A 25,766-nucleotide genomic window follows, 5' to 3' on the forward strand; every position below is an offset into this window, starting at 1 on the left:
CCTACGTGAGCAAGTCCCTGCAAGCCATTCGTGGCATGAACGACATCCTGCCGGAACAGACTCCGGCCTGGCGCTATCTGGAACGCACCTTCGCCGGCCTGCTGGACGGTTACGGCTACAGCGAGATCCGCCTGCCCATCCTCGAGTTCACCGAACTCTTCGCCCGCGGCATCGGCGAAGGCACCGATGTGGTCGACAAGGAGATGTACACCTTCCTCGACCGCAACGGCGAATCCCTGACCATGCGTCCGGAAGGTACCGCCGGTTGCGTGCGCGCCGTGCTGGAGCACGGCCTGAGCGGCGGTGGCCAGGTGCAGAAGCTCTGGTACACCGGGCCGATGTTCCGTTACGAGAAACCGCAGAAAGGTCGCTACCGGCAGTTCCACCAGATCGGCGTGGAAGTCTTCAACCTGCCCGGTCCGGACATCGACGCCGAGTTGATCATCCTCACCTGGCGCCTGTGGCAGAAGCTCGGCATGGCCGACGCGGTGACCCTGCAGCTCAACACCCTCGGCTCCAGCGAGGCCCGCGCACGCTATCGCGAGGCCCTGGTGGCCTATCTGCAGGAGCGCTTCGAGCAACTCGACGAAGACAGCCAGCGGCGCATGACCACCAATCCGCTGCGAATCCTCGACAGCAAGGTGGAGAGCACCCAGACGTTGCTGGTTGGCGCGCCGACCCTGCACGACTATCTCGACGAAGAATCGATCGCCCACTTCGAGGGTCTCAAGGCCCGCCTGGATGCTGTCGGACTTCGCTACGAAATCAACCAGAAGCTGGTGCGCGGCCTGGACTATTACTGCCGCACGGCTTTCGAGTGGGTCACCGACAAGCTTGGCGCCCAGGGCACCGTTTGCGGCGGTGGCCGCTACGACGGGCTGGTCAGCCAGTTCGGCGGCAAGCCGACCCCGGGTGTCGGTTTCGCCATGGGCGTGGAACGCCTGGTGCTGCTGCTGGAAACCTTGGGGGTGATCCCCGCCGAACTGAACCGTCCGGCCGACCTCTACGTCTGCGCCTTCGGCGAACCGGCCGAGCTGGCCGCCCTGACCCTGGCCGAACAGTTGCGCAGCGCCATTCCCGGCATACGCCTGCTGGTCAACGCCGGCGCCGGCAGCTTCAAGAGCCAGTTCAAGAAGGCCGACAAGAGCGGCGCGCGCTTTGCCCTGATCCTCGGGGAGGACGAGGTGGCCAATCGCGTGGTAGGTTTCAAGCCCCTGCGTGACGAGGGCGAGCAACAAAGCATTGCCTGGGATGCTCTGCCCGAGCACCTGGCAGCCTGTCTGGAACAGGCTTGAGAACATAAAGAATAGGAGTGATTGGGGTGACATCGCGTACCGAAGACGAAGACCTGGCGCAGATCAAGGACTGGTGGCAGCGCAACGGCAAGCCCCTGGTCACCGGCGGCATCCTCGCGCTGGCAGTGGTATTCGGCTGGCAGGCCTGGCAGAAGTACCAGACCAACCAGGCGCAGGGCGCCTCGATCGTCTACCAGCAACTGATCGAAACCGCGCTGAATCCGGCCGGCCAGCCGGATCCGGCGAAGGTGGCGGAGCTGGCCGGCAAGCTGAAGAGCGAGTTCGGCGGCACCCATTATGCCCAGTACGGCAGCCTGTTCGTGGCCAAGGTCGCGGTCGACAGCGGCAAGCTGGATGACGCCGTTGCCGAGCTGAAGGCGGTCATGGACAAGCCGGCCGACGCCACCCTCGGCGAACTGGCGCGGCAGCGCCTGGCCCGGGTCCTGGCGGCCCAGGGCAAGGTCGAGGAAGGCCTGAAGCTGCTCGATGGCGATGCCGACAAGGCCTACGTCTCGACCCGCGAGGAGCTCAGGGGCGACCTGCTGGTGCAGCTCAAGCGCACCGACGAGGCGCGCGCGGCCTACGAGAAAGCCAAGCAGTCGCTGCCCGAAGACGGTGCCGGCGATGCCCTGCAGATCAAGCTCGACGACCTGTCCAAGGGAGAGGCCTGAGATGGTGCAATGGAAACACGCGGCGCTGCTCGCCCTGGCCCTGGCGGTCGTGGGTTGCAGCAGCAACAGCAAGAAGGAACTCCCGCCCGCCGAACTGACCGACTTCAAAGAGGAAGTCGTGTTGAGCAAGCAGTGGAGCCGCTCGGTCGGTGATGGTCAGGGCGACCTGTACAACCTGCTCGAACCGGCCGTCGATGGTTCCACCATCTACGCCGCGTCCGCCGAAGGGCGGGTGATGGCGATCCAGCGCGAGACCGGCGACGTGCTCTGGAAGAAGGACCTCGAGCGTCCGGTTTCCGGCGGTGTCGGCGTTGGCTACGGCCTGGTGCTGGTGGGTACCCTGCGCGGTGACGTGATCGCCCTCGACGAAGCCACCGGCAAGAAGAAGTGGACCAAGCGAGTCAACAGCGAAGTGCTGTCGGCGCCGGCCACCAATGGCGACGTGGTGGTGGTGCAGACCCAGGACGACAAGCTGATCGGCCTCGATGCGGCCAGCGGCGACCAGCGCTGGATCTACGAAAGCACCGTGCCGGTGCTGACCCTGCGCGGCACCGGCGCGCCGCTGATTGCCGGCAACATGGCCCTGGCTGGCCTGGCCAGCGGCAAGGTAGTGGCGGTCGACGTACAGCGCGGCCTGCCGATCTGGGAGCAGCGGGTAGCGATTCCCCAGGGGCGTTCCGAACTGGATCGCGTGGTGGACATCGACGGCGGCCTCCTGCTGTCCGGCGACACCCTCTACGTGGTCAGCTACCAGGGCCGTGCCGCGGCGCTGGACGTGAACAGCGGCCGCCTGCTCTGGCAGCGCGAAGCGTCGAGCTACGTCGGCGTCGCCGAAGGCTTCGGCAATATCTACGTCAGCCAGGCCAGCGGTTCGGTGGAAGGCCTGGACTCGCGCGGTGCCTCTTCGCTGTGGAACAACGACGCCCTGGCGCGTCGCCAACTGTCGGCTCCGGCGGTGTTCTCCAGCAACGTGGTGGTCGGCGACCTGGAAGGCTACGTGCATCTGCTGAGCCAGGTGGACGGTCGCTTCGTCGGTCGCGAGCGGGTCGACAGCGATGGCGTGCGGGTTCGTCCGCTGGTGGTCGGGAGCTGGATGTACGTGTTCGGCAACGGTGGCAAGCTCGTCGCCTACACCATCCGCTAGACTGGGTTTCAAGTGTCCGGCCGCTGCCGTCCGACGTCAGCGGCCTTTGTGTTTTCTGAATTCTCGTGGAGAGCCGCATGGTTCCCGTTATTGCCCTGGTGGGTCGCCCGAACGTCGGCAAGTCCACTCTGTTCAACCGCCTGACCAAGTCGCGCGACGCCATCGTGGCGGAGTACGCAGGCCTGACTCGCGATCGCCAGTACGGCGAGGCGCGCTGGCAGGGCCGCACCTATATCGTCATCGATACCGGAGGCATCTCCGGCGATGAGGAAGGCATCGATGCGAAAATGGCCGAGCAATCGTTGCAGGCCATCGAGGAGGCGGATGCCGTCCTGTTCCTGGTCGATTCGCGCGCCGGCATGACCGCCGCCGACCAGATGATCGCCGAGCACCTGCGCAAGCGGAACAAGCGCAGCTTCCTGATCGCCAACAAGGTCGACACCATCGATCCCGATCTCGCTCGCGCCGAGTTCAGCCCGCTGGGCCTGGGCGATGCGCTGCCGATCGCCGCCGCCCACGGTCGCGGCATCAACCATATGCTGCAGGAAGCCCTGGGGATCTTCCCCAAGGACAACGCGGAGGAAGAAGGCGAGGGCGAGCCGGCGAGCGAAGAGGTCGCCGAAGGCGAGGAACCGACCCGGATTCCCGGTCCCAGCGAGAAGGACGGGATCAAGATCGCCATCATCGGCCGGCCCAACGTGGGCAAGTCGACCCTGGTCAACCGCATGCTCGGCGAAGAGCGGGTGATCGTCTACGACCAGGCCGGCACCACCCGCGACAGCATCTACATCCCGTTCGAGCGCAACGAGGAGAAGTACACCCTGATCGACACCGCTGGCGTGCGGCGTCGCGGCAAGATCTTCGAGGCGGTGGAAAAGTTCTCGGTGGTGAAGACCCTCCAGGCGATCCAGGACGCCAACGTGGTGATCTTCGTCATGGACGCCCGCGAAGGGGTGGTCGAGCACGACCTCAACCTGCTCGGCTTCGTCCTCGAGACCGGCCGTGCCCTGGTCATCGCCCTGAACAAGTGGGATGGCATGGAGGCGGCCGAGCGTGACTACGTGAAGACCGAGCTGGAGCGGCGCCTGCTGTTCGTCGACTTCGCCGACATCCATTTCATTTCGGCCCTGCATGGCACCGGCGTCGGCCATCTCTACAAGTCGGTCCAGGAGTCCTTCCGTTCGGCGGTGACCCGCTGGCCGACCAGCCGCCTGACCAGCATCCTCGAGGACGCCGTGCAGGTGCACCAGCCGCCGATGGTCAACGGTCGCCGGATCAAGCTGCGCTACGCCCACCTGGGCGGCGCCAATCCGCCGCTGATCGTGATCCACGGCAACCAGGTGGACGCGGTGCCGAAGGCCTATACCCGCTACCTGGAGAAGACCTACCGGCGGGTATTGAAGTTGGTCGGTACGCCGATCCGCATCGAGTACAAGGGCGGCGAGAACCCCTACGAGGGCAAGAAGAACTCGCTGACCGCGCGCCAGGTCAACAAGAAGCGCCGGCTGATGTCGCACCACAAGAAAGCCGAGAAAAAGAAGAAGGACAAGCGCCGCTGAGGGTGGCGTTTCCTTCGTCGAAAGGCCCGGCGGGTATCCCTGTCGGGCCTTTTTCATTGGCCGCGGCTGTGTAGCCCGCGGGACGAACTGGCCGCCGGCGTTGACCGCCGATTCCCTGTCGTGGCGACGAATGATCGCGAGGTGGTTATTCGTCCTGCGCCATCGCCTGGCGCATATTCCCCTCTGACCTGAAGCGGGCGCGGTTTTTTCTAAGGCGTGCCCCTGCAGCGTCGCTCCCGGATCGGCTATCCTGCCCTGCCACCCGTCTGGCCGGGCTGTCGTCCGGCGAGTCTCTGCAGGAAGTCCCGATGATTCAGAGCAAGCTGCCGAATGTCGGCACCACCATCTTCACCCGCATGTCGCAACTGGCCGCCGAGTGTGGCGCGATCAACCTCTCTCAGGGCTTTCCCGATTTCGACGGTCCGCCGGAGCTGCGCGAGGCGGTAGGCCGGCATATCGCCGCCGGGCACAACCAGTACGCGCCGATGACCGGCTTGCCGGCCCTGCGCGAGCAGGTGGCGAAGAAGATCGAGCAGTTCTATGGACGCCGGGTGAGCGCCGACAGCGAGGTGACCATCACGCCGGGGGCGACCGAGGCGATCTTCAGCGCGATCCAGGCGCTGGTCCATCCGGGCGACGAAGTGGTGGTACTCGACCCGTCCTACGACAGCTACGAACCCTCCGTGCAACTCGCCGGCGGGCGTTGCGTGCACGTGCCGCTGGCGCTGCCGGACTTCTCCATCGACTGGCAGCGCATGGCCGAGGCCATCGGGCCGCGTACCCGGCTGGTCATCATCAATACCCCGCACAACCCCAGCGGCGCGCTGATCAGCCGCGAGGAACTGGACCGCCTGGCCGCGCTGATCCGCGACCGGGATATCTATCTGATCAGCGACGAGGTCTACGAGCACCTGGTGTTCGACGGTGTCGCCCATACCAGCGTGCTGTCCCACGACGAGTTGTATCCGCGTTCCTTCGTGGTCAGTTCGTTCGGCAAGACCTACCACGTCACCGGCTGGAAGACCGGCTACGTGGTCGCGCCGCCGGCGCTCAGCGCGGAGCTGCGCAAGGTTCACCAGTACGTCAACTTCTGTGGCGTCACGCCGCTGCAATGGGCATTGGCGGACTACATGGCCGGCCATCCGGAGCACTTGCGGCAATTGCCCGGCTTCTACCAGGCCAAGCGCGACCTGTTCTGCGACCTGCTGCTGGACTCTCGCTTCCGTTTTACCCGTGCGCCGGGCACCTACTTCCAGTGCGTGGACTATTCGGCCATCCGTCCGGACCTGGACGACGTGGCCATGGCCGAGTGGCTGACCCGCGAACACGGAGTGGCGGCGATCCCGGTTTCGGTGTTTTATGAAAAGGCTCCGGACGCCATGCGGCTGGTCCGGTTCTGTTACGCCAAACGCGAGGAGACGCTGCGTCAGGCAGCGGAAAAGCTATGCGCGATCTGACGGTTCTGCCGGACCTGGACATCGCCCTGGTCCAATCCTCCCTGGTCTGGCACGACGCCCAGGCCAACCGCGAGCATTTCGCCGCCCTGCTGGAGAGCGCCGCCGGTGCCGACCTGGTGGTCCTCCCGGAGATGTTCACCACGGGTTTCAGCATGGCTTCGGCCGAGCAGGCCGAGCCCGAACTGGGGCCGACCCATGCCTGGCTGCTGGAGCAGGCCCGGCGCCTTGGCGCGGTGGTCACCGGCAGCCTGATCGTCCAGCTCGCCGACGGCAGCCATCGCAACCGCCTGCTCTGGGCGCGTCCGGACGGCGAGATGCTGCACTACGACAAGCGCCATCTGTTCCGCATGGCCGGCGAACACGAGCACTACAGTCCCGGCGAACGCCAGGAACTGTTCGAACTCAAGGGCTGGCGGGTGCGCCCGCTGATCTGCTACGACCTGCGTTTCCCGGTGTGGAGCCGCGACCCGCACGACACCGACCTGTTGCTCTACACCGCCAACTGGCCCGCGCCTCGTCGACAGCACTGGAACCGCCTGCTGCCGGCGCGGGCGATCGAGAACCTTTGCTACGTGGTGGCGGTGAACCGTATCGGCGAAGACGGCAACGCCTTGCGCTACGCTGGGGATAGCCAGGTCCTGGACTTCCAGGGCGACAGCCTGTTCAACGCGGCGGACGCCGACGGCGTGTTCCGCGTCCGGCTGGACGCGGCGGCACTGGCGGCCTATCGCCAGCGTTTCCCGGCCTACATGGACGCGGATCGCTTCGAAATCCATCCTTGAGTGCCGGAACGTCCGCTTCCGGTCGATGTCCGAGGCCATGACCCGGCGCTGCGCATGATGGCGCAGTGCCGGGAATGGAGTTACCCGTATCCCGCGGCGCCGCGCCGTGGGCATCAGATCAGGAGGAAGACCAATGGGACTGCTCGATTCGATTCTCGGTTCGGCGCTGGGTGGCTCTGAAGGACAGGGAGGTGCTCGCGATCCGAAAGTGGCCCTGTTGATCGGGCTGGTGACCATGCTGATGTCGCGCCAGGGCGGTGCGGCACAGGGCGGTGGCGATGGCGGTGGTCTGCTCGGTTCGCTGGGCAGCATCCTTGGTGGTGCCGGCGGCGGGGCCGCGAGCGGCGGGCTGGGTGGCGTCCTCGGCGATCTGCTCGGTGGCGCCGCGGGCGGTGCCGGGCAGGCGGCGCCGGGCGTGGAGGCCGGCTCACTGGGCGGACTCGGCGGGTTGTTCCAGATGCTCCAGAACGCAGGCCTGGGCGATGCCCTGAATTCCTGGATCGGCGGTGGGCCGAACCAGTCGGTGTCGGCGGCGGACATTTCCCGGGTCTTCGGCGACGGTCAATTGCAGCAACTGGCGGACTCCGCCGGAGTCAGCCAGGGCGAGGCGGCCGAACACCTGAGCAGCCTGCTGCCGGAACTGGTCAACAAGCTGACGCCGGACGGCCAGGCGCCGCAGGGCGACCTGGACATCGGTTCGCTGCTGGCGCGCTTCAGCTAAGGCTTTCCCGTCGATGCGGAGCGGATAGCCGCGATACGGTTATCCGCTCCACTCAACGGGGCGAGGCCGCCCTCGACGGCAGGTCGGTCAATAGGCGCTGGCGCTGTCCAGGCGGTGGATCGCCTGTTCGTCGAGCTTCAGGTGGGTGGCGGCGATCAGGTCGTCGAGCTGTTCCAGGCTGGTGGCGCTGGCGATCGGCGCGGTCACCGTCGGACGAGCGATGAGCCAGGCCAGGGCGACCTGGGTCGGGTTGGCGTTGTACTGCTCGGCCACTTCGTCGAGCGCCGCGAGGATGGCCACGCCGCGCTCGTTGAGATAACCCTTCACCTTCTCTCCCCGGGCTCGCCCGGCGGTGTCGGCCTGGTTGCGGTACTTGCCGCTGAGGAAGCCGCTGGCCAGCGAGTAGTAGCTGATCACCCCGATACCGAGTTCTTCCACCGTCGGCTCCAGGTTGGTCTCGTAGTCGGCGCGATCGTACAGGTTGTATTCGGGTTGCAGGCTCTGGTAGCTCGGCAGGTTAAGCCGGGCGCTGACCTGGCGTGCTTCGAGGAGGCGCCGGGCGTCGTAGTTGGAGGCGCCGATGACCCGTACCTTGCCTTTCTTGATCAGTTCGCCATAGGTGGAAAGGGTTTCCTCCAGGTCGGTGTGGGGATCGTCGGTGTGCGACTGGTAGAGGTCCAGGTAGTCGGTCTGCAGGCGTCGTAGCGAGCGCTCCAGGGCCTGCTCGATATAGGCGGCGGAGAGACCTTTGTGGCCATTGCCCATGTCCATCCCGACCTTGCTGGCGATCACCATGCGGTCGCGTTTGCCGGTGCGTTTCAGCCACTTGCCGATGAGGGTTTCCGACTCGCCGCCCTGGTGCCCGGGAACCCAGCGCGAATAGACGTCGGCGGTGTCGATGCAGTTCAGGCCGGCGTCGAGCAGGGCGTCCAGCAGCCTGAAGGAGGTGCTTTCGTCGGCAGTCCAGCCGAAGACGTTGCCGCCGAATACCAGTGCCGGTATCTCCAGGCCGGAGTTGCCGAGTTTGCGTGTGGTCATGCGTCATCCCTCCTGAGTGCGGTCCTGTGTGGGCGCTTTCGTTCGCACGTCTTGCTGTGACTCCCGGCGGGTGCGGAATGTTCAGCCGGCGCGCAGCGTCCTATAGACTCTGCCGGTTGCCGGGATTTTCCAATGCCGGCCCTGGTAAAGCTTCAGTAAATATCCGCAGGGAGCACACGCATGAACAGCGACACCGAGAATCCGTTCCGCCCACCGGAGGCCCGCCTGGACGAGCCTGACGCCACCCATGGCGAGCCGCTGTACAGGCTTTCCGCGATCGGTCTGGGTACCTTCATCGGCACGCCCCTGGCCGGTGCCTTCCTCGCGGCGGTGAATCTCCGTCGCCTGGGACGGGCGCAGGAAGTCGGGAAAACCTGGCTGGTCGGCCTCTGCCTGTTTGTCCTGCTGCCAGTTCTGGGCGCGATACTGCCGGAGAACATCCCCTCGATCGGCTTCACGGTGGCGCAGATATTCGGCATGGTCTACTACGCCAAATCAGCCTTCGGTCCGGCCCTGGACAGCCACAAGGCAGCGGGCGGAGCGTTCATTTCCAACTGGCGGGCGGCGGGGATCGGCCTGCTGTTCATGTTGGTGGTCCTGTCGGTAGCGATCCCGGTGGTGATGCTGGTGGTGTGAGGGGCAGCCCGCGCTTTGCCTTATCATGAGTTCTTTATCCGCGATGACTGGCCATGACTACACAACGCTACCTGCTCGATGAACTGGAAACCGCCGACATGCTCGAGATCGACGGTCTGCACGCCTGGCGCTTCGAACTCAACGAGAACCTGCTGGACCAGGCGGACCTGGCGGCGGAAGCCGACCAGCCGTTCGCCAGCGAAGACTGGGTGCTGGCGGTGGAAAGCCTGGATGGACGCACCCGTCGCGAGTGGCGTTTTTCCTACAACGCGGTGATGGAAGCCGAGCCCCAGGCCGATGGCGAGTCCTGGCGCCTGACCACAGGGGAGGGGGCGTACCAGCTCCGTTGCCTGGGAGCGGTCAGCGCCAGCGGCGAGGATGAGTGAAGCGACTCAGCTGAAAGATGCCCATGAAAAAAGGGAGCCGCCTGGCTCCCTTTTTCCCTTCCGTGCCGGTCAGGCCGCCTTGGCCTCGGCCTGGGTCACCGCGCGGTTCAGCGCGCTGAACAGGGCGCGGAAGCTGGCGGTGGTAATGTTCTCGTCGATGCCGATGCCGTGCAGCGGGCGCTGGCCCTCCAGGCGGATCTCGATATAGGCCGCGGCCTTGGCATTGGCGCCGGCGCCGATGGCGTGCTCATGGTAGTCCATGATTTCCGCCTTGACCGGCAGGGCGGCCACCAAGGCTTCCAGCGGTCCCTTGCCGATCCCGCGCCAGTGCTGCTTCTCGCCGTCGAAGGAGACTTCCAGGTCGACGGCGCTGGTGCCGTTCTCTTCCTGCAGGCGATGGCTGGCGAGGATGTAGGGCGAGGTCGCCTTGAGGTATTCGTTTTCCAGCAGCGAGTAGATCTGTTGTGCGGTCATTTCCAGGCCGAGACGGTCGGTCTCGCCTTGCACTACCTGGCTGAACTCGATCTGCATGCGCCGCGGCAGGCTGATGCCGTACTCCTGTTCGAGCAGGAAGGTGATGCCGCCCTTGCCGGACTGGCTGTTGACCCGGATCACCGCTTCGTAGTCGCGGCCGATGTCGGCCGGATCGATCGGCAGGTACGGCACTTCCCAGATCGCGTCTTCCTTCTGCTGGGCGAAGCCCTTGCGAATGGCATCCTGGTGCGAGCCGGAGAAAGCGGTATGGACCAGGTCGCCGACATATGGATGGCGCGGGTGGACCGGCAACTGGTTGCACTCTTCGACCACCTTGCGCACCGCGTCGATGTCGGAGAAGTCCAGTTGCGGATGCAGGCCCTGGGTGTACATGTTCAAGGCCAGGGTCACCAGGTCGACGTTGCCGGTGCGCTCGCCGTTGCCGAACAGGCAACCTTCGACGCGGTCGGCGCCGGCCATCAGGCCCAGCTCGGTGGCGGCCACGCCGGTGCCACGGTCGTTGTGGGTGTGCAGGCTGATGATCACGCTGTCACGCTTGTCGACGTGGCGGCCGAACCATTCGATCTGGTCGGCGTAGACGTTCGGCGTGGCGCACTCCACGGTGGCCGGCAGGTTGAGGATGATCTTGTTGTCCGGGGTCGGTTGCCAGACGTCGATCACCGCGTTGCAGACCTCCACCGAGAACTCCAGCTCGGTAGAGCTGAAGATTTCCGGCGAGTACTGGAACGACCACTGGGTATCCGGTTGCTCGGCGGCCAGCTTCTTGATCAGTTTCGCGGCGTTGGTGGCGATGTCCACGACGCCCTGCTTGTCCTGGTTGAAGACGATGCGGCGGAACGACGGGGCGGTGGCGTTGTAGACGTGGACGATGGCCTTCTTCGCCCCGCGCAGGGATTCGAAGGTGCGGGTGATCAGGTCTTCGCGGGCCTGGGTCAGCACCTGGATGGTGACGTCGTCCGGGATGTGGTTGCCTTCGATCAACTCGCGGACGAAGTTGAAGTCGGTATCGGAAGCCGACGGGAAGGCCACTTCGATCTGCTTCAGGCCGACCTGCACCAGGGTCTTGAAGAATCGCATCTTCTTCGCCGCGTCCATCGGTTCGATCAGCGACTGGTTGCCGTCGCGCAGGTCGGAACTGCACCAGATCGGCACCTCGGTGATGGTCTTCGACGGCCAGGTGCGGTCGGGCAGATTGATGGCCGGGAATGGGCGGTATTTCTGCGAAGGGTCTTTCAACATGCTCATGGGGCTAATCCTTTGGAGTCGGTTCCTGGGCCGGCGGGGCCAGGCGAACGCAGTGACGAGATGAAGAGAAGCGTCGCTCAGCCACGCAGTCGCGGGCTGACCAGGCACAGGCAGGCGTGTTGGCGGAGCAGGATGAGGGTGTGTGGTGTTTTCATGCGTACCACACTAGTGAGACTGCATTTGAATGGCAAGCATTAAAGGAAAATTAGTAGAATTTCCCATTTGTGCGGCTTTTGTGGGTTTTTATTCTTTCTCTGCGGTGAAAGCTTGTCCTCGATTGCGCCGCCGGGACGCTCTCCGCAACGGAAAATTCTGCGGCCCCATGCCGCAGAAGAGCCAGCCGCCCTTGTGCGATCATTTCGTTCCCCGTGCCTGGGGCGTATAACGACAGGCGCATTCTTCTTTTCGGCATGACCCGGCGCGAGCGGCCATCCGGCCCGCTACGCGGTGGTCTTCATTCAAGACGGCGGGAGTCGCAGGTGGCGACCACTCTGAAACGACAAGGCATCGGTGCATGGCTGGCTCTGTTCGCCATGCTGATGATCTTCGTCGGGCCGCTGATCTCCCAGTCGATGCCGATGGACCACCCGATGCCGATGGGCGTGGGGATGGGCCACGAAGGCATGTCCCACGAGAACATGGACCATGGCGACATGGCCCATGCCGGCTGTTCCGATACCCAGCGCTCCGTCGTCCATGCCGGCATGCCGGGGATGGGCGGCGAGGAAGGCAATCGCCTGGCCAGCGACGTGCTCTGGGAGAAGTGCGGTTATTGCAGCCTGTTGTTCCACAGCCCGCCGCTCACCGAAGACGCCTGCCTGGCGCTGTTCTCCGTTCCCTTCGCGACGGCGCCCGCCGTCGCTTTCCTGAACGAGGCGTTCGTCGCCTCGCCGGTGTTTCCCGGCGCCCGTACCCGTGCGCCGCCGTTCCTGATCGCCTGACCTCTTTCAATCCGATAGCCGCCGCTTCCTGGGGGCACCGGCGCGTCTTCGCCGCGCCGGTGACGCGAGCCTGGCCGCGTGCCTGCTCGCCGTGGGGGCGGGGCGGAAGTCACATAGATCATGGAAAAACGTATGTCTACTCAACAACGAGCGGCCGGCAACGCCTGCCCGACCGCCGCTTTCAGCTTCGACCCTGCCCGTCTCGCACAACGCCGCCGCTGGGCGGGAGCCTTCGCCGCTCTGTGCGGCCTGGCCCTGTCTCCGTCGGCGCTCCTGGCCGAGGAACACTCACAGTACCAGGATCACGCCGTGGAGCTGGCGCCGAGCGTGGTCACCGGAGTCGCCCAGAGTTCGCCGCTGACCATTGTCACCAATCCCAAGGAGCCGCGCCAACCGGTGCCGGCCAGCGATGGGGCCGACTACCTGAAGACCATTCCCGGCTTCGCGGTGATCCGCAACGGCGGCAGCAACGGCGACCCGGTGCTGCGCGGGATGTTCGGTTCGCGCCTGAACATCCTCACCAACGGCGGCATGATGCTCGGTGCCTGTCCGAACCGGATGGACGCGCCGACCTCCTACATCTCGCCGGAAACCTACGACAAGCTCACCGTGATCAAGGGCCCGCAGACGGTGCTCTGGGGGCCGGGCGCGTCGGCCGGGACGATCCTCTTCGAGCGTGAGCCGGAGCGCTTCGGCGAACTCGGCTCGCGGGTCAACGCCAGCCTGCTGGCCGGCTCCAATGGCCGCTTCGACAAGGTGCTGGACGCCGCCGCCGGCAACCGGCTCGGCTACCTGCGCTTCACCGGCAACCACGCGCAGTCCGACGATTACGAGGACGGCGCCGGGAATACCGTGCCGTCGCGCTGGAAGAAGTGGAACGGCGACGTCGCGGTCGGCTGGACCCCCGACGAGGACACCCTGATCGAACTCACCGCCGGCAAGGGCGACGGCGAGGCACGCTACGCCGGGCGCGGCATGGACGGCTCGCAGTTCAAGCGCGAGAGCCTGGGCCTGCGCTTCGTCAAATCGAACGTCAGCGATGTGCTGGAGAAGGTCGAGGCACAGGTCTACTACAACTACGCCGACCACATCATGGACAACTTCCGCCTGCGCACTCCCGACCCATCCAGCATGATGCCCATGCCGATGGCGTCCCAGGTGGACCGACGCACCCTCGGCGGTCGCCTGGCGGCCACCTGGCGCTGGGACGACTTCAAGCTGGTCACCGGGGTCGACGCCATGCGCAACGAGCACCGCGCGCGCGGCTCCAAGTACGACATGATGACCGACTACTACACCGACGCCGACCAGTTCCCCTGGAACAAGGACGCGGTGTTCCACAACTACGGGGCCTTCGGCGAACTGACCTGGTTCGCCGCCGAGCGCGACCGGCTGATCGGCGGGTTGCGCCTGGACCGCGCCTCGGTCAAGGACTACCGGCAGACCCTGAAGTCCGGGCACATGAGCCACGCCATGGCCAACCCGACGGCCAACGACACCCGCGCCGATACCCTGCCCAGCGGCTTCGTGCGCTACGAGCACGACCTCGCCGACTCGCCGACCACCCTCTACGCCGGCCTCGGCCATGCCGAGCGCTTCCCCGACTACTGGGAGCTGTTCTCGCCCAAGCGCGGGCCGAACGGGTCGGTCAACGCCTTCGACAAGATCAAGCCGGAAAAGACCACCCAGCTCGACTTCGGCCTCCAGTACAACGGCGACAAGCTGCAGGCCTGGGCCTCCGGCTACGTCGGGGTGGTCCAGGACTTCATCCTGTTCAGCTATCGCGAGGGCATGATGGGTTCCTCGACCCAGGCGACCAACGTCGACGCGCGGATCATGGGCGGCGAGCTGGGCGCTTCCTACCAGCTCACCGGCAACTGGAAGACCGACGCCAGCCTGGCCTATGCCTGGGGCAAGAACAGCTCCGACGACCGCGCGCTGCCGCAGATCCCGCCGCTGGAAGCGCGCTTCGGCCTGACCTACGAGGAAGGCGACTGGAGTGCCGGCAGCCTGTGGCGGGTGGTCGCGCCGCAGAATCGCATCGCCAGGGACCAGGGCAACGTGGTCGGCAAGGACTTCGACAAGAGCGCCGGCTTCGGCGTCTTCTCGCTCAACGGCGCCTACCGGGTGACTCGCAACGTCAAGCTGAGCGCCGGTGTCGATAACCTGTTCGACAAGGATTACACCGAGCACCTGAACAAGGCCGGCGACGCCGGCTTCGGTTTCTCCGCCAACGAAACGGTTCCCGAGCCGGGCCGGACCTTCTGGACCAAGGTCGACTTCAGCTTCTGAACCTTCAACGAGGCCCCGTCCAGCGGGGCCCGCCTTGCCTGTGTGCGCTCCGATGAGGTGATCCATGCAATCGAACGAAAAGAACGGCCGTGACTTCTACGCGCTGGCCTGGCGCTGGCATTTCTACGCTGGCCTGTTCGTCGCGCCCTTCATGATCCTGCTGGCGCTGACCGGAATCGTCTACCTGTTCAAGCCGCAACTGGATGCGCTGCTCTATCCGCAACTGCTGCGGGTCGAGGCCGGTGCGCAGATGCGCAGCGCCGACCAGTTGCTCGCCGGGGTGCGCCAGGCGCACCCGCAGGCCGCCGTCAGCCAGTACCTGCCGCCGAGCGAGGCGGGGCGCAGCGCGCAATTCGTGATTGGCGAAGAGGGCAGGCAATGGAACCTCTTCGTCGATCCCTACAGCGGGCGCGAACTCGGCCGCCAGGATGCGCAGCTGAATCTCCAGGCGGTGGCCCGGGCACTGCATGGCGAGCTGATGGTCGGGACCGTCGGCGACCGGCTGATCGAGCTGGCCGCCGGCTGGGGCATCGTCCTGGTGGTCTCCGGTCTCTATCTGTGGTGGCCGCGCGGGCGGGCGGCGAGCGCGCTGTTCTGGCCGCGCCTGCACCTGCGCGGACGACCGCTGTGGCGCGAGCTACATGTGCTCGCCGGTTTCTGGGGCAGCCTGCTGTTGCTGTTCATGCTGCTCAGCGGGATGACCTGGACCGGCTACTGGGGCAAGCAGTTCGCCGATGTCTGGAACCGCTTCCCGGCGGCGATGTGGAACGATGTGCCGACCTCCGACATGCAGGCCGGTAGCCTCAACAGCGCGTCGCGCCAGCAGGTGCCCTGGCCGCTGGAGAACACTCCGCTGCCGCGCTCGCAGCCGCCGGCGGCCGACGCCCATGCCGAGCATCGCGGGCATTCCGCCCAGGCCGGGCACGCGATGCCGATGGACATGCCGATGCCGGCGGGCATCCCTCTGCAAAGGGTGGTGGATATCGCCCGCGAGCGCGGCGTGGCGGCGGGCTACGGGATCGCCCTGCCGAGCGGGATGGAGGGGGTCTACACGATTTCCGTGTTCCCCGACGATCCGCGCCACGACGCCACCCTGCACATCGACCAGTACAGCGGCAAGGTTCTCGCCGACGTGCGTTGGCAGGACTACAACGCGGTGGCGAGGAGCGTGCAGATGGGCGTCGTGCTGCACGAAGGCAAGCTCTTCGGCCTCGGCAACCAGTTGCTGATGCTCGCGGTCTGCCTGGCGATCCTGCTCAGCTCGGCGAGCGGCCTGTGGATCTGGTGGAAGCGCAAGCCGGCCGGACGCCTTGGCGTGCCGCCGCTGCGCCACGAGCTGCCGCGCTGGAAGAGCGGCATCGCCATCATGCTGGCGCTGGGCGTGGCCTTCCCGTTGGTGGGGGCCTCGCTCCTGCTGGTCTGGGCGCTGGACTGGCTGGTGCTGTCGCGGCTGCCGGCGGTTCGCCGGGTCCTGGCTTGAGACCTGCTGCCCGGCGCTCAGTCGAGGTCGAGCTGGCGGGTCTTCCAGAGTGCCGCCAGCAACAGCACGCAGAGCAGCGCCTCGGCGCCGAGCCAGAGGAAGGTGGTTAGCGCCGGCGAGGCGTCGATCAGCACACCGTAGAGACGCGCCGCGCCGCCGCTGGCGATCACCGCCAGGGCGGCGAGCAGGCCGAGCACCAGGTAGCGGGGGCGCAGGGCGGCATAGCCGAGCAGCAGGCCGATGCCGAAGCTGGTGCCGCCGTAGCTGGCGCGCAGGTCGGTGAGGGCGGCGGGGGTGAGCGGTTCGCCGCTGGTGAGCAGGGAGGCGAGCGGGCCGGGGAAGAAGACGAAGCCCAGGCCGAGGACCACGAACAGTGCCGAGCACAGCCAGAGCAGGCGAAGCGGGTGAGTCATGCGGTGTCTCCCTTGGTCATGAAAGGGGCGCATCGACGCGCCCCCTGTTCCTTCTGACCTCAGCCGGTGCCGCGTTGCTCACTTCTCAGGGCTGGAAGGCACCGATGAAGATTGCCGGGTCGACTCGCGCGTCGTTCAGGCTGACGTTCCAGTGCATGTGCGGTCCGGTGGCCCTGCCGGTGGCGCCGACCTTGCCGAGTACGCCGCCGCGCGGCACCTGCTGGCCGAGCTTCACGTCGATCTTCGACAGGTGGCAGAACATGCTGATGAAGCCCTGGCCATGGTCGACGAACACCGTCTTGCCATTGAAGAAGTAGTCGCCGATGAGGATCACCTTGCCGGCCGCCGGCGCCTTGATCGGCGTACCGGCCGGTACCGCGAAGTCTAGACCGGAATGCGGGTTGCGCTCTTCGCCGTTGAAGAAGCGGCGCAGGCCGAAGGGGCTGGAGAGCGGACCGTCGACCGGCTTGTCGAGCATCAGGTTGCTGGGCAGGCCGGGACTGAAGCGGCGGTAGGCGGCGGTCTGCTCGGCGAGTTCGCGTTCGATGCGCTTGAGGTCTTCCGGCAGCGGATTGACCTGGCGCTTGTTCTTCAGGGTGATGCGCTGCTCGCGGTAGTGCTTGCTGCCGACGCTGAAGCGTTCCTCGTGGTTGCCGGTCGCCGCTCGCACTTCCAGCTTCTGCGGGCCGGGCTTGGTGCTCAGCGGGATGCCGACCACGGCGATCCAGCGGCGGCCTTCCTCGCGCACCACCAGCACCGGCTTGCCCTGGTAGAAGGCCCGCGGCGGCGGGCCTTCCTCGCCGAGGTCGACCACCGCCACCCCGCCGGGCACCGGCTTGTTCAGCAGGCGCATGATGAAGCTGTCGGCCTGGGTGGGCAGGGCGCAGAAAGCGGCGAGCAACAGCGTGGAAACGAAGGCTAGGGTGCGGGGCATCGGCTTCTCGACTCGTCGGGCGTCAAAGCCGTCTATGCTGGCGGAAGAGCGCGGCGGGGGAAAGCCCGCAAGGGTTGCAAACGTTTTCACCTGCGGCACTCTGTCGCGCCCGGCGTTTTTACTTTTGCCCCGCGCTCAGGCATAAAGGGCCCATTCTCCGGAGAACCGACGATGCCCCTGTCACGGCGCCCCGTGGCCTGGCTGGCCAGCCTGGCCGTGCTGATGAACCTGTTCGTGGTGCCGCTTTCGCAGGCGCTGACGACGCAGGAGCGCGCCTCGTTGCTGCTCGGCGGCTTCTGCAGCACCTCGTCCGATTCGCTGCTGCGCCTGAAGCTGGGTGCCGCGCTCAAGGACATCGATCTTCCCGACGACCACGAGAGCCTGGCCCCGCACCTCTGCTGCTGCGCCGGCGCCGCCGGCACGCCCGGACTGGTCGCCTCCTGGCCGGCATTGCCGCTGGCGCCGCTGGCCAGCCCGGCCCGTAACGCCTTCTCCGCCACCGACCTGCCTCCCCTGCGCTATTGGCGCCTCGCCAATCCGCGCGCTTCTCCTGTCGCCTGACTCCTCCCCCGCGCCTTCGACAACCTGGACCTTCGGGTCGGGGCAGGTCGCGGCGCAATACCCTAGCTTCCCCCCTGGAATCGCCGGTCCGACGGAAAAAGACCGGTCATACGCTACTGGAGAGTCACCATGCGCACATCCTTCTTTGCTGCCGCGGCCCTGCTGGCCGTTTCCGCTTTCGCCCAGGCCCACGAGTACAACGCCGGCCAGCTGCACATCGAGCATCCCTGGGCGCTGGCCCTGCCGCCGACCTCGCCGAACGGCGCGGCCTACTTCGTGGTGCAGAACCACGGCAAGGAAAACGACACCCTGCTTGGCGCCGACACGCCGCGCGCGGCTTCCGCCGAGGTGCACGAGCATGTGCACAAGAACGGCATGATGAGCATGCAGAAAGTCGACAGCGTCGACGTCGCACCAGGCAAGGACCTGCGCTTCGCTCCCGGCGGCTACCACCTGATGCTGATGGGCCTGAAGCAGCCACTGGTGGCCGGCGAGCGCTTCCCGCTGACGCTGCATTTCCGCAAGGCCGGCGACGTGCCGGTGGAAATCGTCGTCGAGTCCAAGGCGCCGGCCGAACAGGGCGGGCACGAGCAGCACGGCCACTGAGCGCCGTGTCGAGCAGGGGCGCCCGGCGCCCCGCCTTTGCGTGCGAGGTTCAGAGCATGAACAGCAACAGATATCCCTTGCCGGCGCAGACCGGCCTGGTGGTGGCTCCCGGCCTGCCGCCGAAGAACTCCACCCTGCGTCCGGACCAGCTCAACAAGCGCCTGAGCAGCGCCTGGCACCATCTCTACGACCTTTGCCCGGAACTGCTGAAGATCGATCCGCCGGATGGCCTGACCATCCTCCGTGGTTTCCTGCAATGGGCGGCCGAGCAGAAGGCCGCCTGGAACTGGGCGATGCACCTGCGCCTGTACTGCTGGCTGTTGCAGTCGCCGTTCGGCGCCAAGGTGACCGACGAGCATCTGGAGGTGCTGATGGACGCCTCCGCCGCGCGCTGGACGGTGGACGACACCAGCGCCAACCGCGGCATCCTCCTGGCCAGCCAGGGCGGTGTGCACATCACCCAGGACTGGAAGGCGCCGCAGGCCGGCGCCGGCACGCGTGTGCCGCTGGAGCGCCTGGACCTGCCGGCGCCGAACTGGACATTCGCCTATTGCGCGGTGCCCGACCCGCGGCTGCGCGAGTTCCCGGGCTGGAAGCCGTTGCCGGCGCGCGGCTCGCTGGTCGGCTGAGCGCTCGCCGCCCCGCGTGGGGGGGGCGGCGCCGTTTCAGCGGTTGGCCAGGGCTCGCTGGTTGGAGTCGTAGATGTTGTCGCGTTCCGGAACGTGCCGGCCGGCGAGGCTTTCCAGCCACTCCTCGGTGCTGAGCACGGCGGCGAAGGAGGACTGCAGGACGATGCCGAAGATCCGGTGGATCTCTTCCGCGCTGGCCTGGCCGGCGCGGTTGCGGTAGGGCACCGAGCCGCTGGCGTCGTGCAGGTATTCCACCTGCCAGCCTTCGTGGATCGCCTGGCGGATGGTCGAGTCGTCGCAGTGCTGGGTCATGTAGCCGACCACGGCGAGGGTGTCGATGTCGCGCTCGCGCAGCCAGTCGGCCAGCCCGGTGCCGACGAAGGAACTGGCCAGTTGCTTTTCCACCTTGTGCTGGTAGGGCCGCGAGGCGACCACCTCGTGCAGCTCGGCCTGCCGGCTGCCGCGCGCGAACAACGGCGAGTCCGCCGGTGCCAGGTGCTGCACCACGACGATCGGGATGCCCGCCGCGTGGGCGGCATCCATGGCGGCGCCGATGCGTTCCAGCGACGATTGGATGGCGGGAAATTCGATACGCAGGTTGCCGCTGACGTATTCGTTCTGTACGTCGATGACCAGCAAGGCGCGTTTGGGTTGACGTGCGGACATGGCGTTTCCTCCTGAGTGGGTGAGGCAGATTCTGGTCCCGGCGCGGCGTAGCGAGTGAGTGGCCTGAGAGACAACTTTCGCTAGAATCGGGCCAACCCGCTCATACCCACCGAGGTGCGCATGTCCCGCCAGTCCGTGGCCGTGGTGGCCTTCGACCGCATCAGTCCGTTCCACCTGTCGGTGCCCTGCCTGGTGTTCGGCCAGGAGTGCTACGACCCCTGCGCGCAGGCCTTCGACCTGCGTGTCTGCGCCGCCGAGCCGGGCCGGCTGCGAACCACGGTGGGGTTCACCATCGAGGCCGAGGCCGGGCTGGAAGCGCTGGCCGAGGCGCAGACCGTGATCGTGCCGAGCTGGCGCGATCCACACGAGCGTCCGCCACAAGCGCTGCTGGATGCGTTGATCGCGGCCCGTGCACGCGGAGCGCAACTGGTGGGCTTGTGCCTGGGGGCCTTCGTGCTGGCCGAGGCCGGGTTGCTCGACGGTCGCCGCGCCACCACCCACTGGATGTGGGCGGAGGATTTCGCCGGGCGCTTCCCTGCGGTGCGGGTGGAGCCCGACGTGCTGTACATCGAGGACGACGGCCTGCTGACCTCGGCAGGCACCGTCGCCGGCATCGACTGCTGTCTGCACCTGGTCCGCCAGCGGCTCGGTGCGCAGACTACCAATCACCTGGCCCGGCGCCTGGTGGTGGCGCCGCATCGACAGGGCGGCCAGGCCCAGTTCATCGAGCAGCCGCTGCCGGACAGTGCCCAGGACGGCCGTCTCGGCGAGCTGCTGGTGTGGCTGCGGCAGAACCTCGACCAGGCGCACAGCCTGGACAGCCTGGCACAGCGGGTGCTGATGAGCCGGCGGACCTTCACCCGGCATTTCCGCCAGCTCACCGGCACCACCGTCAACCAGTGGCTGCAGGCCGAACGCCTGGCCCTGGCCCAGCGCCTGCTGGAAACCACCGAGCATTCGGTGCAGGCGATCGCCGGGCTGGCCGGCTTCGGTTCGGCGGTGTCGTTGCGCCAGCAGTTCTCCGCCGCGTTCGGCCTGCCGCCGCTGGGCTACCGGCGCGCCTTCGCCTCCTAGTCCGCCGGAGGGCGCTTCTGCAACTGCTGGCGCCAGAGCGCGTCCATCGCCTGCAACTGCACCGGGCCGAACAGCGCCTGCGTCGCGCCGGTGTGCCAGGCCCAGAGCTGGTCGCCGAAATCGTAGTGCCACCATTCGCTGGGCAGGTTGCTGAAACCGGCGTCGAGCATCGCGTGATAGAGCAGGCGACGGTGATCGCGGACGCGTCGCTGGCGCGTGTCGGGCTCCGCCAGGCGTTCGAAGTAGGCGGTGTAGGAGGCCGGAACGGCTTCGTCGAAGGCGCTGCCCATGTCCAGCCAGCGGCCCTGGGCGTCGCACAGGGTGACGTCCACCGCGCCGCCGGTGAGATGCGGGCTGGGCGCCTCGCGGCTGCTGCTCGGCGGCGAGACGAACTGGCGGGTGAGCCGTTCCAGCTCGGCCTCGCCGGCCCGTGGGTAGTGCGCGGCCAGGGCGCTGGACAGGCTGTCGTAGAGATACTGCTGCACGGCGAACGGCCGCCAGGCGTCCAGCACCACCAGGCGCACGCCGCCGGGGAGGGCGGCGGCGACCCGCAGGAGACGCTCGAAGACCTCGCCGCGAGCGTGGCACTCCGGGATCGCGTGAGGAATGCCGAGCTTGTGGTAGGCCGGCCAGACGCTGAACTCGCGGCTCAGCCCGAGCGCCTCCAGCGGCGTGCCGGCATCGACGATGGGGATGCCGGCCACGGCGTGCCAGTCGGGCTCCGGGAGAACGGGGATGGCTTGGGTGAAGTCGGTCATGGCGTCAATTGAGCAGGCGTGGCAGCCACAGGGTCAGGGACGGGAACAGGATCAGCAGCGACAGCACCCCCAGGGCCACGAGGATGAACGGCCAGATACCCTTGAACATTTCCAGGATATCGAGGCGGCTGATGGTCGCCACGATGAACAGGCAGGCGCCCATTGGCGGGGTGATCAGGGCGATGGTGATGTTCAGGGTGAAGATCAGCCCCAGGTGCACCGGATCCACGCCGGCGGCCAGCGCCACCGGAGCGACTATCGGCGTCAGCAGCATCAGTACCGAGACTTCTTCCATGAGCATGCCGCAGACGAAGATCACCGCGCTGATGATGAACAGCATCAGGGTCGGCGAGTGGCCGAACGGCTCCAGCAACTGGGCGAACTCGCTGGCGACCTGGGCGTAGTTGAGCAACCAGTTGACCACCGAAGCGGCGGCGATGATCACGTAGATGCTGGCGGTCAGGCGTACCGTCTCGCGCAGCGAGTTCCACAGCCCGACCAGGCTAAGTTGGCGCTGGAGCAGACCGACCAGTGCCACGTAGAGAGCGATCAGGGCGCCCGACTCGGTGGGCGTGACCAGTCCCAGGACGATTCCGGCGACGATGATCACCGGCGCGATCAGCGCGGTCAGGGCGCCGGACAGCGCCGCCAGGATCTCGCCCCAGGCCGGAGCCGCATGGCGCGCCTGCAGCCCGTTGCGGTAGGCGTACACCGCGTTCAGCAGCATGAAGGCGGCGGCCAGCAGCAGGCCGGGAATCACCCCGGCGAGGAACAGCTCGCCCACCGAGGTGTTGGTCAGCGAGGAGTAGAGGATCATGAAGATGCTCGGCGGGATGATCGGACCGATCAGCGAGCTGCCCGCGGTCAGCCCGGCGGCGAAGCGCCGCGAGTAGCCTTCCTTTTCCATGGCCGGCACCAGCAGGGTGCTGAGTGCCGAAGCGTCGGCCGCGGCGGACCCGTTGACCCCGGCGAAGAACACCCCGGCGACCACGTTGACGTGGCCGAGGCCGCCGCGGAAGTGGCCGACCAGGGCGTTGGCCAGGCGCATCAGGCGCGGGGTCATGCCGGAATGGTTCATCAGGTTGCCGGCCAGCACGAACAGCGGGATCGCCATCAGCGAGAAGATGTCCATGCCGCCGAAGAAGCGCTGCGGCAGGGTGTTGGCGAACAGCGCCGGGTCGACGAAGAGGAACCCCACCAGCGCGGTGAGCAGCAGGCAGAGGAACAGCGGCAGGCCGAGCAGGAGGTTGACCACGAAGGCTGCGATCATGGCGATGGCCATCATGCCTGCGACCCTCCCTCGACGGTGGTGCTGGCCGGCTGCCGCGGCCAGGGCCCCTGGAGCAACAGCATGAGGGTCAGCAGGCCGAAGCCGAGCGGCAGGCTGAGCAACGGCCAGGTGCGGCTGACGCCCAGGCCGAGGCTGCGGAAGCGCCCGGCGTTCAGCGCGTAGCGGGTGCTGACCCAGGCGGCGAAGGCGAAGAAGGCCAGCGCCAGCAGCCACTGGTAGAGCCTGAGGGCCTGCGCCAGGCGCGGCGGCAGGCGTTGTTCCAGCAGGTTGACGCGCATGTGCCCGCCTTCCATCCATACCGCGCCGAGCGCCAGCATTACTGCGCCGATGATGAGGTAGCGGGCCAGTTCGTCCATCCAGATCGGCGAGCTGCCGAGCAGGTAGCGGGCGAACACGCCGTAGATGAGCAGGACCAGGTCGAGCAGCAACAGCAGCGTGGCGAGGTTCAGCAACGCGGCGCGCATGCCCTTGAGCAATGACGGCATGGGAGGTACTCCGGAAAGTCGGACAGGCGCGCCCGGCCGACGGCAGCGGCCGTCGGGGGGGCAACGCGCGAAGGTCAGGGGGCGGTGGCGAGACCGGCGTCGCGGAAGGCCATCTCGGTCCAGCGCGGCTCGATGTCCTGGGTCTTCAGCCAGGCCAGGTAGGACGGCTGGCCTTTCTCGCGGAAGGCGGCGAGGTCATCGGCGGACGGCTGGATGATCTGCATGCCCTTTTCCTTGAGGAACGCGAGGTCGCGCTCCTGCTGGGCAGCGACCGCCTCGCGGTTCAGCCGGGTGGCTTCGGCGGCGGCGTCGAGCAGGGCCTGGCGCTCCTTTGCCGGGAGGCTGGCGAGCAGATCGCCGTTGGCCACCAGGAACTGGTCGGAGTACTGGATGTTGGCCAGGGTCAGGTACTTCTGCACCTGGTAGAGGCTGCCGAGGATGATGTAGGAGGTCGGGTTCATCTGGCCGTCGGCGACGCCGGTGCGCAGGCCCATGTACAACTCGGTCCAGGGGATCGGCGTGCCGGAGGCGCCGAAGGCTTCGTAGAGCGCCACCTGGCTGGGATCCATGGCGCGGAAGCGCAGGCCCTGGAAGTCCGCCGGGCCGTGGATCGGCTTCTTGCCGTTGGTGAAGTTGAGGAAGCCGCCTTCCTCGACCACCGCCAGCAGCTCGGTGCCGGTGCGCTCGCGGAAGGCCTCGCGGGCGGCCTGCCAGTAGCTGCCGCTGTCGAAGAAGGCGTGGGCCGCGGCGGCGTCCTTGAACATGAAGGGCGTGGCGCTGACGTAGATCTCCGGGAACAGCGGGGCGATCCCGGCGAAGGAGGCGATGTTCAGGCCGGGGCCGGTCATCACCTGTTCCATGCGCTGCTCCTCTTCGCCGAGCATGCTGTTGGGGTAGAGCTTGAACTGCAGTTCGCCGCCGCTCTTTTCCTCGGCCAGGCGCTTGAGGTTGCTGGCGAACAGGTGCACCAGGTTCTTCTCGCTGTCGGCGGCGCCGTTATAGCTCAGGTTGAGGGTGGTGGCGGCCTGGGCGAGGCTGCCGCCCAGGCCCAGGGCGGCGGCCAGCAGTCCGGCGGCGAAGCGGCGGGCGAGGCCGCGGCGCGGATTCGTGTGCATGTTGTTTTCCTTATGGCAGTCCGAACGGTCGGGGGATCGGCGGCACTTCTTGTCGGGGCGCGGGGCCGGGTGCTCGCACGAAAGCGAAGCAACGCTAGCCGTTGTCTCGTTGACTATTCAAGTCCGGACGTGATGCGAAAAAGACAACGCCTCAGCGCTGCGAGAGCCCGGGCGCGTCGCCACTGAAGAAGCGCATGCCGCGGCGCAGGTGTTCCAGGCAGGCGATCGCCGCCACGGTCAGCTCGCGGCCCTTGTGGCTGACGATCCGCGCGCGGGCGTCGCGCAGCGCCGGGTGGGCCAGCGGCAGGCAACGGATATGCCCGGCCTCGATCTCGTGGCTGACCGTCAACTCCGGCATGAAGGCCACGCCGATGCCGGACTTGACGAAATTGGTCAGCACCGCCACCGAGTTGGTGCGCAGCTTCGGCCTTAGCTCGATGCGCTCCAGTTGGGCGGCGATCACCGCCAGTTGGCCCATGCCGGTGCTGTTGTGGATCAACGCCAGCGACTCGTTGCGCAGCGCGCGCATCGGCACCGCGCCGCGGTGTCCGGCGAGGGCATGGTTGGCGGGGATGATCAGGTCGAGGGGCTGGCGGGTGTCGACGTGCACGTCCAACTCGCCGTCCTCGACCGGGGCGTAGACCAGGGCCAGGTCGACGGCGTCTTCCTTGACCAGCGCCACGCCTTCGTTGGCCCCGGCCATGCGGACCTCCAGCTCGATGCCGGGGTAGCGCAGGATGAAACTCTGCAATGGCTGGGAGATCAGGTCGGCGATGAAGCCCTCGCCGACCGCCAGGCGCACCTTGCCCTGGCGCAGCCCCTGCAGGGCCGACAGACGCGACAGCACGCCCTCTTCGTTGGCCCGTTGCTGGCGGTAGTGCGCCACCAGCAGCTCGCCGGCCTCGGTAGGCGCCACGCCTTGCGGGGTGCGTTGCAGGAGGCGCACGCCGAGATGTTCCTCCAGGCTGGCGAGCTGCCGGCTGATGGCCGAGGGGTCGATGTTCAGGTGCTGGGCGGCGCGGCGAAGAGAACCGTGGTGGATCACCTCGTTGAGGTAGGCCAGGGCGCGCTGGCTGAGGCGGATCATCGCGG

Annotated in this window: 26 protein-coding genes; 16 read left to right on the forward strand and 10 right to left on the reverse strand. The window is 67.0% G+C overall.

Going from position 1 to position 25,766, the window contains the following annotated elements; all coding sequences use genetic code 11:
• Positions 1 to 5: 5 nt before the first annotated feature.
• From hisS to ACTJJX_RS08505, 7 genes are all read left to right on the forward strand, one after another.
• Positions 6 to 1,295 carry a histidine--tRNA ligase gene (gene hisS, locus ACTJJX_RS08475; protein WP_016852503.1) on the forward strand — a complete coding sequence of 430 codons (1,290 nt, stop codon included), beginning with the start codon at positions 6 to 8 and terminating at the stop codon, positions 1,293 to 1,295.
• 26 nt (positions 1,296 to 1,321) lie between these two features.
• Positions 1,322 to 1,966: a YfgM family protein gene (locus ACTJJX_RS08480; RefSeq protein WP_003106650.1), complete on the forward strand. Its 645-nt coding sequence runs from the start codon at positions 1,322 to 1,324 to the stop codon at positions 1,964 to 1,966.
• Position 1,967: 1 nt separating this feature from the next.
• Complete coding sequence (bamB, locus tag ACTJJX_RS08485; RefSeq protein WP_003092789.1) at positions 1,968 to 3,110, forward strand: outer membrane protein assembly factor BamB; 1,143 nt, start codon at positions 1,968 to 1,970, stop codon at positions 3,108 to 3,110.
• Positions 3,111 to 3,187: 77 nt separating this feature from the next.
• On the forward strand, positions 3,188 to 4,669 hold the full coding sequence (der, locus tag ACTJJX_RS08490) for a ribosome biogenesis GTPase Der (RefSeq protein WP_003092786.1): 1,482 nt from the start codon (positions 3,188 to 3,190) through the stop codon (positions 4,667 to 4,669).
• Positions 4,670 to 4,977: 308 nt separating this feature from the next.
• Entirely contained in the window at positions 4,978 to 6,126 is a 1,149-nt protein-coding gene (locus ACTJJX_RS08495; RefSeq protein ID WP_003106648.1) for a pyridoxal phosphate-dependent aminotransferase, read from the forward strand.
• Positions 6,114 to 6,908 carry an amidohydrolase gene (locus ACTJJX_RS08500; protein WP_003106646.1) on the forward strand — a complete coding sequence of 265 codons (795 nt, stop codon included), beginning with the start codon at positions 6,114 to 6,116 and terminating at the stop codon, positions 6,906 to 6,908. Before ACTJJX_RS08495 ends, ACTJJX_RS08500 begins: the two co-directional genes overlap by 13 nt.
• Before the next feature lie 133 nt (positions 6,909 to 7,041).
• On the forward strand, positions 7,042 to 7,629 hold the full coding sequence (locus ACTJJX_RS08505; RefSeq protein ID WP_003113804.1) for a YidB family protein: 588 nt from the start codon (positions 7,042 to 7,044) through the stop codon (positions 7,627 to 7,629).
• A gap of 87 nt (positions 7,630 to 7,716) precedes the next feature.
• Here the strand turns inward: ACTJJX_RS08505 and ACTJJX_RS08510 are convergent, their stop codons facing one another.
• Positions 7,717 to 8,667 carry an aldo/keto reductase gene (locus ACTJJX_RS08510; protein WP_003107361.1) on the reverse strand — a complete coding sequence of 317 codons (951 nt, stop codon included), beginning with the start codon at positions 8,665 to 8,667 and terminating at the stop codon, positions 7,717 to 7,719.
• A 180-nt stretch (positions 8,668 to 8,847) separates the two neighbouring features.
• Here ACTJJX_RS08510 and ACTJJX_RS08515 point away from each other — a divergent pair, with 180 nt between their 5' ends.
• Both ACTJJX_RS08515 and ACTJJX_RS08520 read left to right on the forward strand, forming a co-directional pair.
• On the forward strand, positions 8,848 to 9,303 hold the full coding sequence (locus ACTJJX_RS08515) for a hypothetical protein (protein WP_003107363.1): 456 nt from the start codon (positions 8,848 to 8,850) through the stop codon (positions 9,301 to 9,303).
• A 53-nt stretch (positions 9,304 to 9,356) separates the two neighbouring features.
• On the forward strand, positions 9,357 to 9,689 hold the full coding sequence (locus tag ACTJJX_RS08520) for a DUF5629 family protein (protein WP_003092770.1): 333 nt from the start codon (positions 9,357 to 9,359) through the stop codon (positions 9,687 to 9,689).
• Positions 9,690 to 9,758: 69 nt separating this feature from the next.
• Here the strand turns inward: ACTJJX_RS08520 and leuA are convergent, their stop codons facing one another.
• Positions 9,759 to 11,429, reverse strand: coding sequence for a 2-isopropylmalate synthase (leuA, locus tag ACTJJX_RS08525; RefSeq protein WP_023082207.1), 1,671 nt, complete (start codon positions 11,427 to 11,429; stop codon positions 9,759 to 9,761).
• Positions 11,430 to 11,908: 479 nt separating this feature from the next.
• Here leuA and ACTJJX_RS08530 point away from each other — a divergent pair, with 479 nt between their 5' ends.
• From ACTJJX_RS08530 to ACTJJX_RS08540, 3 genes are all read left to right on the forward strand, one after another.
• Positions 11,909 to 12,370 carry a DUF2946 domain-containing protein gene (locus ACTJJX_RS08530; protein WP_003158780.1) on the forward strand — a complete coding sequence of 154 codons (462 nt, stop codon included), beginning with the start codon at positions 11,909 to 11,911 and terminating at the stop codon, positions 12,368 to 12,370.
• A gap of 120 nt (positions 12,371 to 12,490) precedes the next feature.
• A complete protein-coding gene (locus tag ACTJJX_RS08535; protein ID WP_016852505.1) occupies positions 12,491 to 14,662 on the forward strand; it encodes a TonB-dependent copper receptor in 2,172 nt (723 codons plus the stop codon).
• 64 nt (positions 14,663 to 14,726) lie between these two features.
• Complete coding sequence (locus ACTJJX_RS08540) at positions 14,727 to 16,142, forward strand: PepSY-associated TM helix domain-containing protein (RefSeq protein ID WP_003105378.1); 1,416 nt, start codon at positions 14,727 to 14,729, stop codon at positions 16,140 to 16,142.
• 17 nt (positions 16,143 to 16,159) lie between these two features.
• Here the strand turns inward: ACTJJX_RS08540 and ACTJJX_RS08545 are convergent, their stop codons facing one another.
• Entirely contained in the window at positions 16,160 to 16,555 is a 396-nt protein-coding gene (locus ACTJJX_RS08545) for a DUF4345 domain-containing protein (RefSeq protein WP_003092748.1), read from the reverse strand.
• Positions 16,556 to 16,640: 85 nt separating this feature from the next.
• Complete coding sequence (locus ACTJJX_RS08550; RefSeq protein WP_003105381.1) at positions 16,641 to 17,489, reverse strand: M23 family metallopeptidase; 849 nt, start codon at positions 17,487 to 17,489, stop codon at positions 16,641 to 16,643.
• Between the two features lie 171 nt (positions 17,490 to 17,660).
• Between ACTJJX_RS08550 and ACTJJX_RS08555 the strand changes: the two genes are divergently transcribed.
• The 3 genes from ACTJJX_RS08555 (at position 17,661) to ACTJJX_RS08565 (ending at position 19,285) form a co-directional block, all read left to right on the forward strand.
• Positions 17,661 to 18,050 carry a DUF2946 family protein gene (locus ACTJJX_RS08555; protein WP_003105383.1) on the forward strand — a complete coding sequence of 130 codons (390 nt, stop codon included), beginning with the start codon at positions 17,661 to 17,663 and terminating at the stop codon, positions 18,048 to 18,050.
• Between the two features lie 129 nt (positions 18,051 to 18,179).
• Positions 18,180 to 18,656: a copper chaperone PCu(A)C gene (locus ACTJJX_RS08560; RefSeq protein ID WP_003105385.1), complete on the forward strand. Its 477-nt coding sequence runs from the start codon at positions 18,180 to 18,182 to the stop codon at positions 18,654 to 18,656.
• Positions 18,657 to 18,712: 56 nt separating this feature from the next.
• Complete coding sequence (locus ACTJJX_RS08565) at positions 18,713 to 19,285, forward strand: putative natural product biosynthesis protein (protein WP_003105387.1); 573 nt, start codon at positions 18,713 to 18,715, stop codon at positions 19,283 to 19,285.
• A 36-nt stretch (positions 19,286 to 19,321) separates the two neighbouring features.
• Here ACTJJX_RS08565 and ACTJJX_RS08570 read toward each other — a convergent pair whose 3' ends face one another.
• Positions 19,322 to 19,951 (reverse strand): cysteine hydrolase family protein, encoded by a 630-nt coding sequence (locus ACTJJX_RS08570; protein WP_003105389.1) that lies wholly within the window; start codon positions 19,949 to 19,951, stop codon positions 19,322 to 19,324.
• Positions 19,952 to 20,071: 120 nt separating this feature from the next.
• Between ACTJJX_RS08570 and ACTJJX_RS08575 the strand changes: the two genes are divergently transcribed.
• Positions 20,072 to 21,025, forward strand: coding sequence for a GlxA family transcriptional regulator (locus ACTJJX_RS08575; RefSeq protein WP_003092735.1), 954 nt, complete (start codon positions 20,072 to 20,074; stop codon positions 21,023 to 21,025).
• Here ACTJJX_RS08575 and ACTJJX_RS08580 read toward each other — a convergent pair.
• The 5 genes from ACTJJX_RS08580 to ACTJJX_RS08600 all read right to left on the reverse strand — a co-directional run bounded on the left by ACTJJX_RS08580 (position 21,022) and on the right by ACTJJX_RS08600 (position 25,761).
• Positions 21,022 to 21,783 (reverse strand): M15 family metallopeptidase, encoded by a 762-nt coding sequence (locus ACTJJX_RS08580; RefSeq protein ID WP_003105392.1) that lies wholly within the window; start codon positions 21,781 to 21,783, stop codon positions 21,022 to 21,024. The genes ACTJJX_RS08575 and ACTJJX_RS08580 overlap by 4 nt on opposite strands.
• Positions 21,784 to 21,787: 4 nt before the next feature.
• Positions 21,788 to 23,068 carry a TRAP transporter large permease gene (locus tag ACTJJX_RS08585; RefSeq protein ID WP_003105394.1) on the reverse strand — a complete coding sequence of 427 codons (1,281 nt, stop codon included), beginning with the start codon at positions 23,066 to 23,068 and terminating at the stop codon, positions 21,788 to 21,790.
• Positions 23,065 to 23,559: a TRAP transporter small permease gene (locus ACTJJX_RS08590; RefSeq protein ID WP_003105397.1), complete on the reverse strand. Its 495-nt coding sequence runs from the start codon at positions 23,557 to 23,559 to the stop codon at positions 23,065 to 23,067. The genes ACTJJX_RS08585 and ACTJJX_RS08590 overlap by 4 nt, the downstream gene beginning before the upstream one ends.
• Positions 23,560 to 23,633: 74 nt before the next feature.
• Positions 23,634 to 24,674, reverse strand: a complete 1,041-nt coding sequence (locus ACTJJX_RS08595) for a TRAP transporter substrate-binding protein (protein ID WP_003105399.1) — start codon at positions 24,672 to 24,674, stop codon at positions 23,634 to 23,636.
• 151 nt (positions 24,675 to 24,825) lie between these two features.
• Positions 24,826 to 25,761: a LysR family transcriptional regulator gene (locus ACTJJX_RS08600; RefSeq protein WP_003092728.1), complete on the reverse strand. Its 936-nt coding sequence runs from the start codon at positions 25,759 to 25,761 to the stop codon at positions 24,826 to 24,828.
• Positions 25,762 to 25,766: the final 5 nt, after the last annotated feature.

Origin of the sequence: Pseudomonas sp. 22490 (assembly GCF_052044465.1) — a bacterium.
Classification (GTDB): Bacteria; Pseudomonadota; Gammaproteobacteria; order Pseudomonadales; family Pseudomonadaceae; genus Pseudomonas; species Pseudomonas aeruginosa.

Coding starts and splice junctions, on each gene's coding strand:
- bamB (WP_003092789.1), top strand. CDS start 1,968: ATGGTGCAATGGAAACACGCGGCGCTGCTCGCCCTGGCCCTGGCGGTC.
- der (WP_003092786.1), top strand. CDS start 3,188: ATGGTTCCCGTTATTGCCCTGGTGGGTCGCCCGAACGTCGGCAAGTCC.
- ACTJJX_RS08495 (WP_003106648.1), top strand. CDS start 4,978: ATGATTCAGAGCAAGCTGCCGAATGTCGGCACCACCATCTTCACCCGC.
- ACTJJX_RS08500 (WP_003106646.1), top strand. CDS start 6,114: ATGCGCGATCTGACGGTTCTGCCGGACCTGGACATCGCCCTGGTCCAA.
- ACTJJX_RS08505 (WP_003113804.1), top strand. CDS start 7,042: ATGGGACTGCTCGATTCGATTCTCGGTTCGGCGCTGGGTGGCTCTGAA.
- ACTJJX_RS08510 (WP_003107361.1), bottom strand. CDS start 8,667: ATGACCACACGCAAACTCGGCAACTCCGGCCTGGAGATACCGGCACTG.
- ACTJJX_RS08515 (WP_003107363.1), top strand. CDS start 8,848: ATGAACAGCGACACCGAGAATCCGTTCCGCCCACCGGAGGCCCGCCTG.
- ACTJJX_RS08520 (WP_003092770.1), top strand. CDS start 9,357: ATGACTACACAACGCTACCTGCTCGATGAACTGGAAACCGCCGACATG.
- leuA (WP_023082207.1), bottom strand. CDS start 11,429: ATGAGCATGTTGAAAGACCCTTCGCAGAAATACCGCCCATTCCCGGCC.
- ACTJJX_RS08535 (WP_016852505.1), top strand. CDS start 12,491: ATGGAAAAACGTATGTCTACTCAACAACGAGCGGCCGGCAACGCCTGC.
- ACTJJX_RS08540 (WP_003105378.1), top strand. CDS start 14,727: ATGCAATCGAACGAAAAGAACGGCCGTGACTTCTACGCGCTGGCCTGG.
- ACTJJX_RS08545 (WP_003092748.1), bottom strand. CDS start 16,555: ATGACTCACCCGCTTCGCCTGCTCTGGCTGTGCTCGGCACTGTTCGTG.
- ACTJJX_RS08550 (WP_003105381.1), bottom strand. CDS start 17,489: ATGCCCCGCACCCTAGCCTTCGTTTCCACGCTGTTGCTCGCCGCTTTC.
- ACTJJX_RS08555 (WP_003105383.1), top strand. CDS start 17,661: ATGCCCCTGTCACGGCGCCCCGTGGCCTGGCTGGCCAGCCTGGCCGTG.
- ACTJJX_RS08560 (WP_003105385.1), top strand. CDS start 18,180: ATGCGCACATCCTTCTTTGCTGCCGCGGCCCTGCTGGCCGTTTCCGCT.
- ACTJJX_RS08565 (WP_003105387.1), top strand. CDS start 18,713: ATGAACAGCAACAGATATCCCTTGCCGGCGCAGACCGGCCTGGTGGTG.
- ACTJJX_RS08570 (WP_003105389.1), bottom strand. CDS start 19,951: ATGTCCGCACGTCAACCCAAACGCGCCTTGCTGGTCATCGACGTACAG.
- ACTJJX_RS08575 (WP_003092735.1), top strand. CDS start 20,072: ATGTCCCGCCAGTCCGTGGCCGTGGTGGCCTTCGACCGCATCAGTCCG.
- ACTJJX_RS08580 (WP_003105392.1), bottom strand. CDS start 21,783: ATGACCGACTTCACCCAAGCCATCCCCGTTCTCCCGGAGCCCGACTGG.
- ACTJJX_RS08585 (WP_003105394.1), bottom strand. CDS start 23,068: ATGATGGCCATCGCCATGATCGCAGCCTTCGTGGTCAACCTCCTGCTC.
- ACTJJX_RS08590 (WP_003105397.1), bottom strand. CDS start 23,559: ATGCCGTCATTGCTCAAGGGCATGCGCGCCGCGTTGCTGAACCTCGCC.
- ACTJJX_RS08595 (WP_003105399.1), bottom strand. CDS start 24,674: ATGCACACGAATCCGCGCCGCGGCCTCGCCCGCCGCTTCGCCGCCGGA.
- ACTJJX_RS08600 (WP_003092728.1), bottom strand. CDS start 25,761: ATGATCCGCCTCAGCCAGCGCGCCCTGGCCTACCTCAACGAGGTGATC.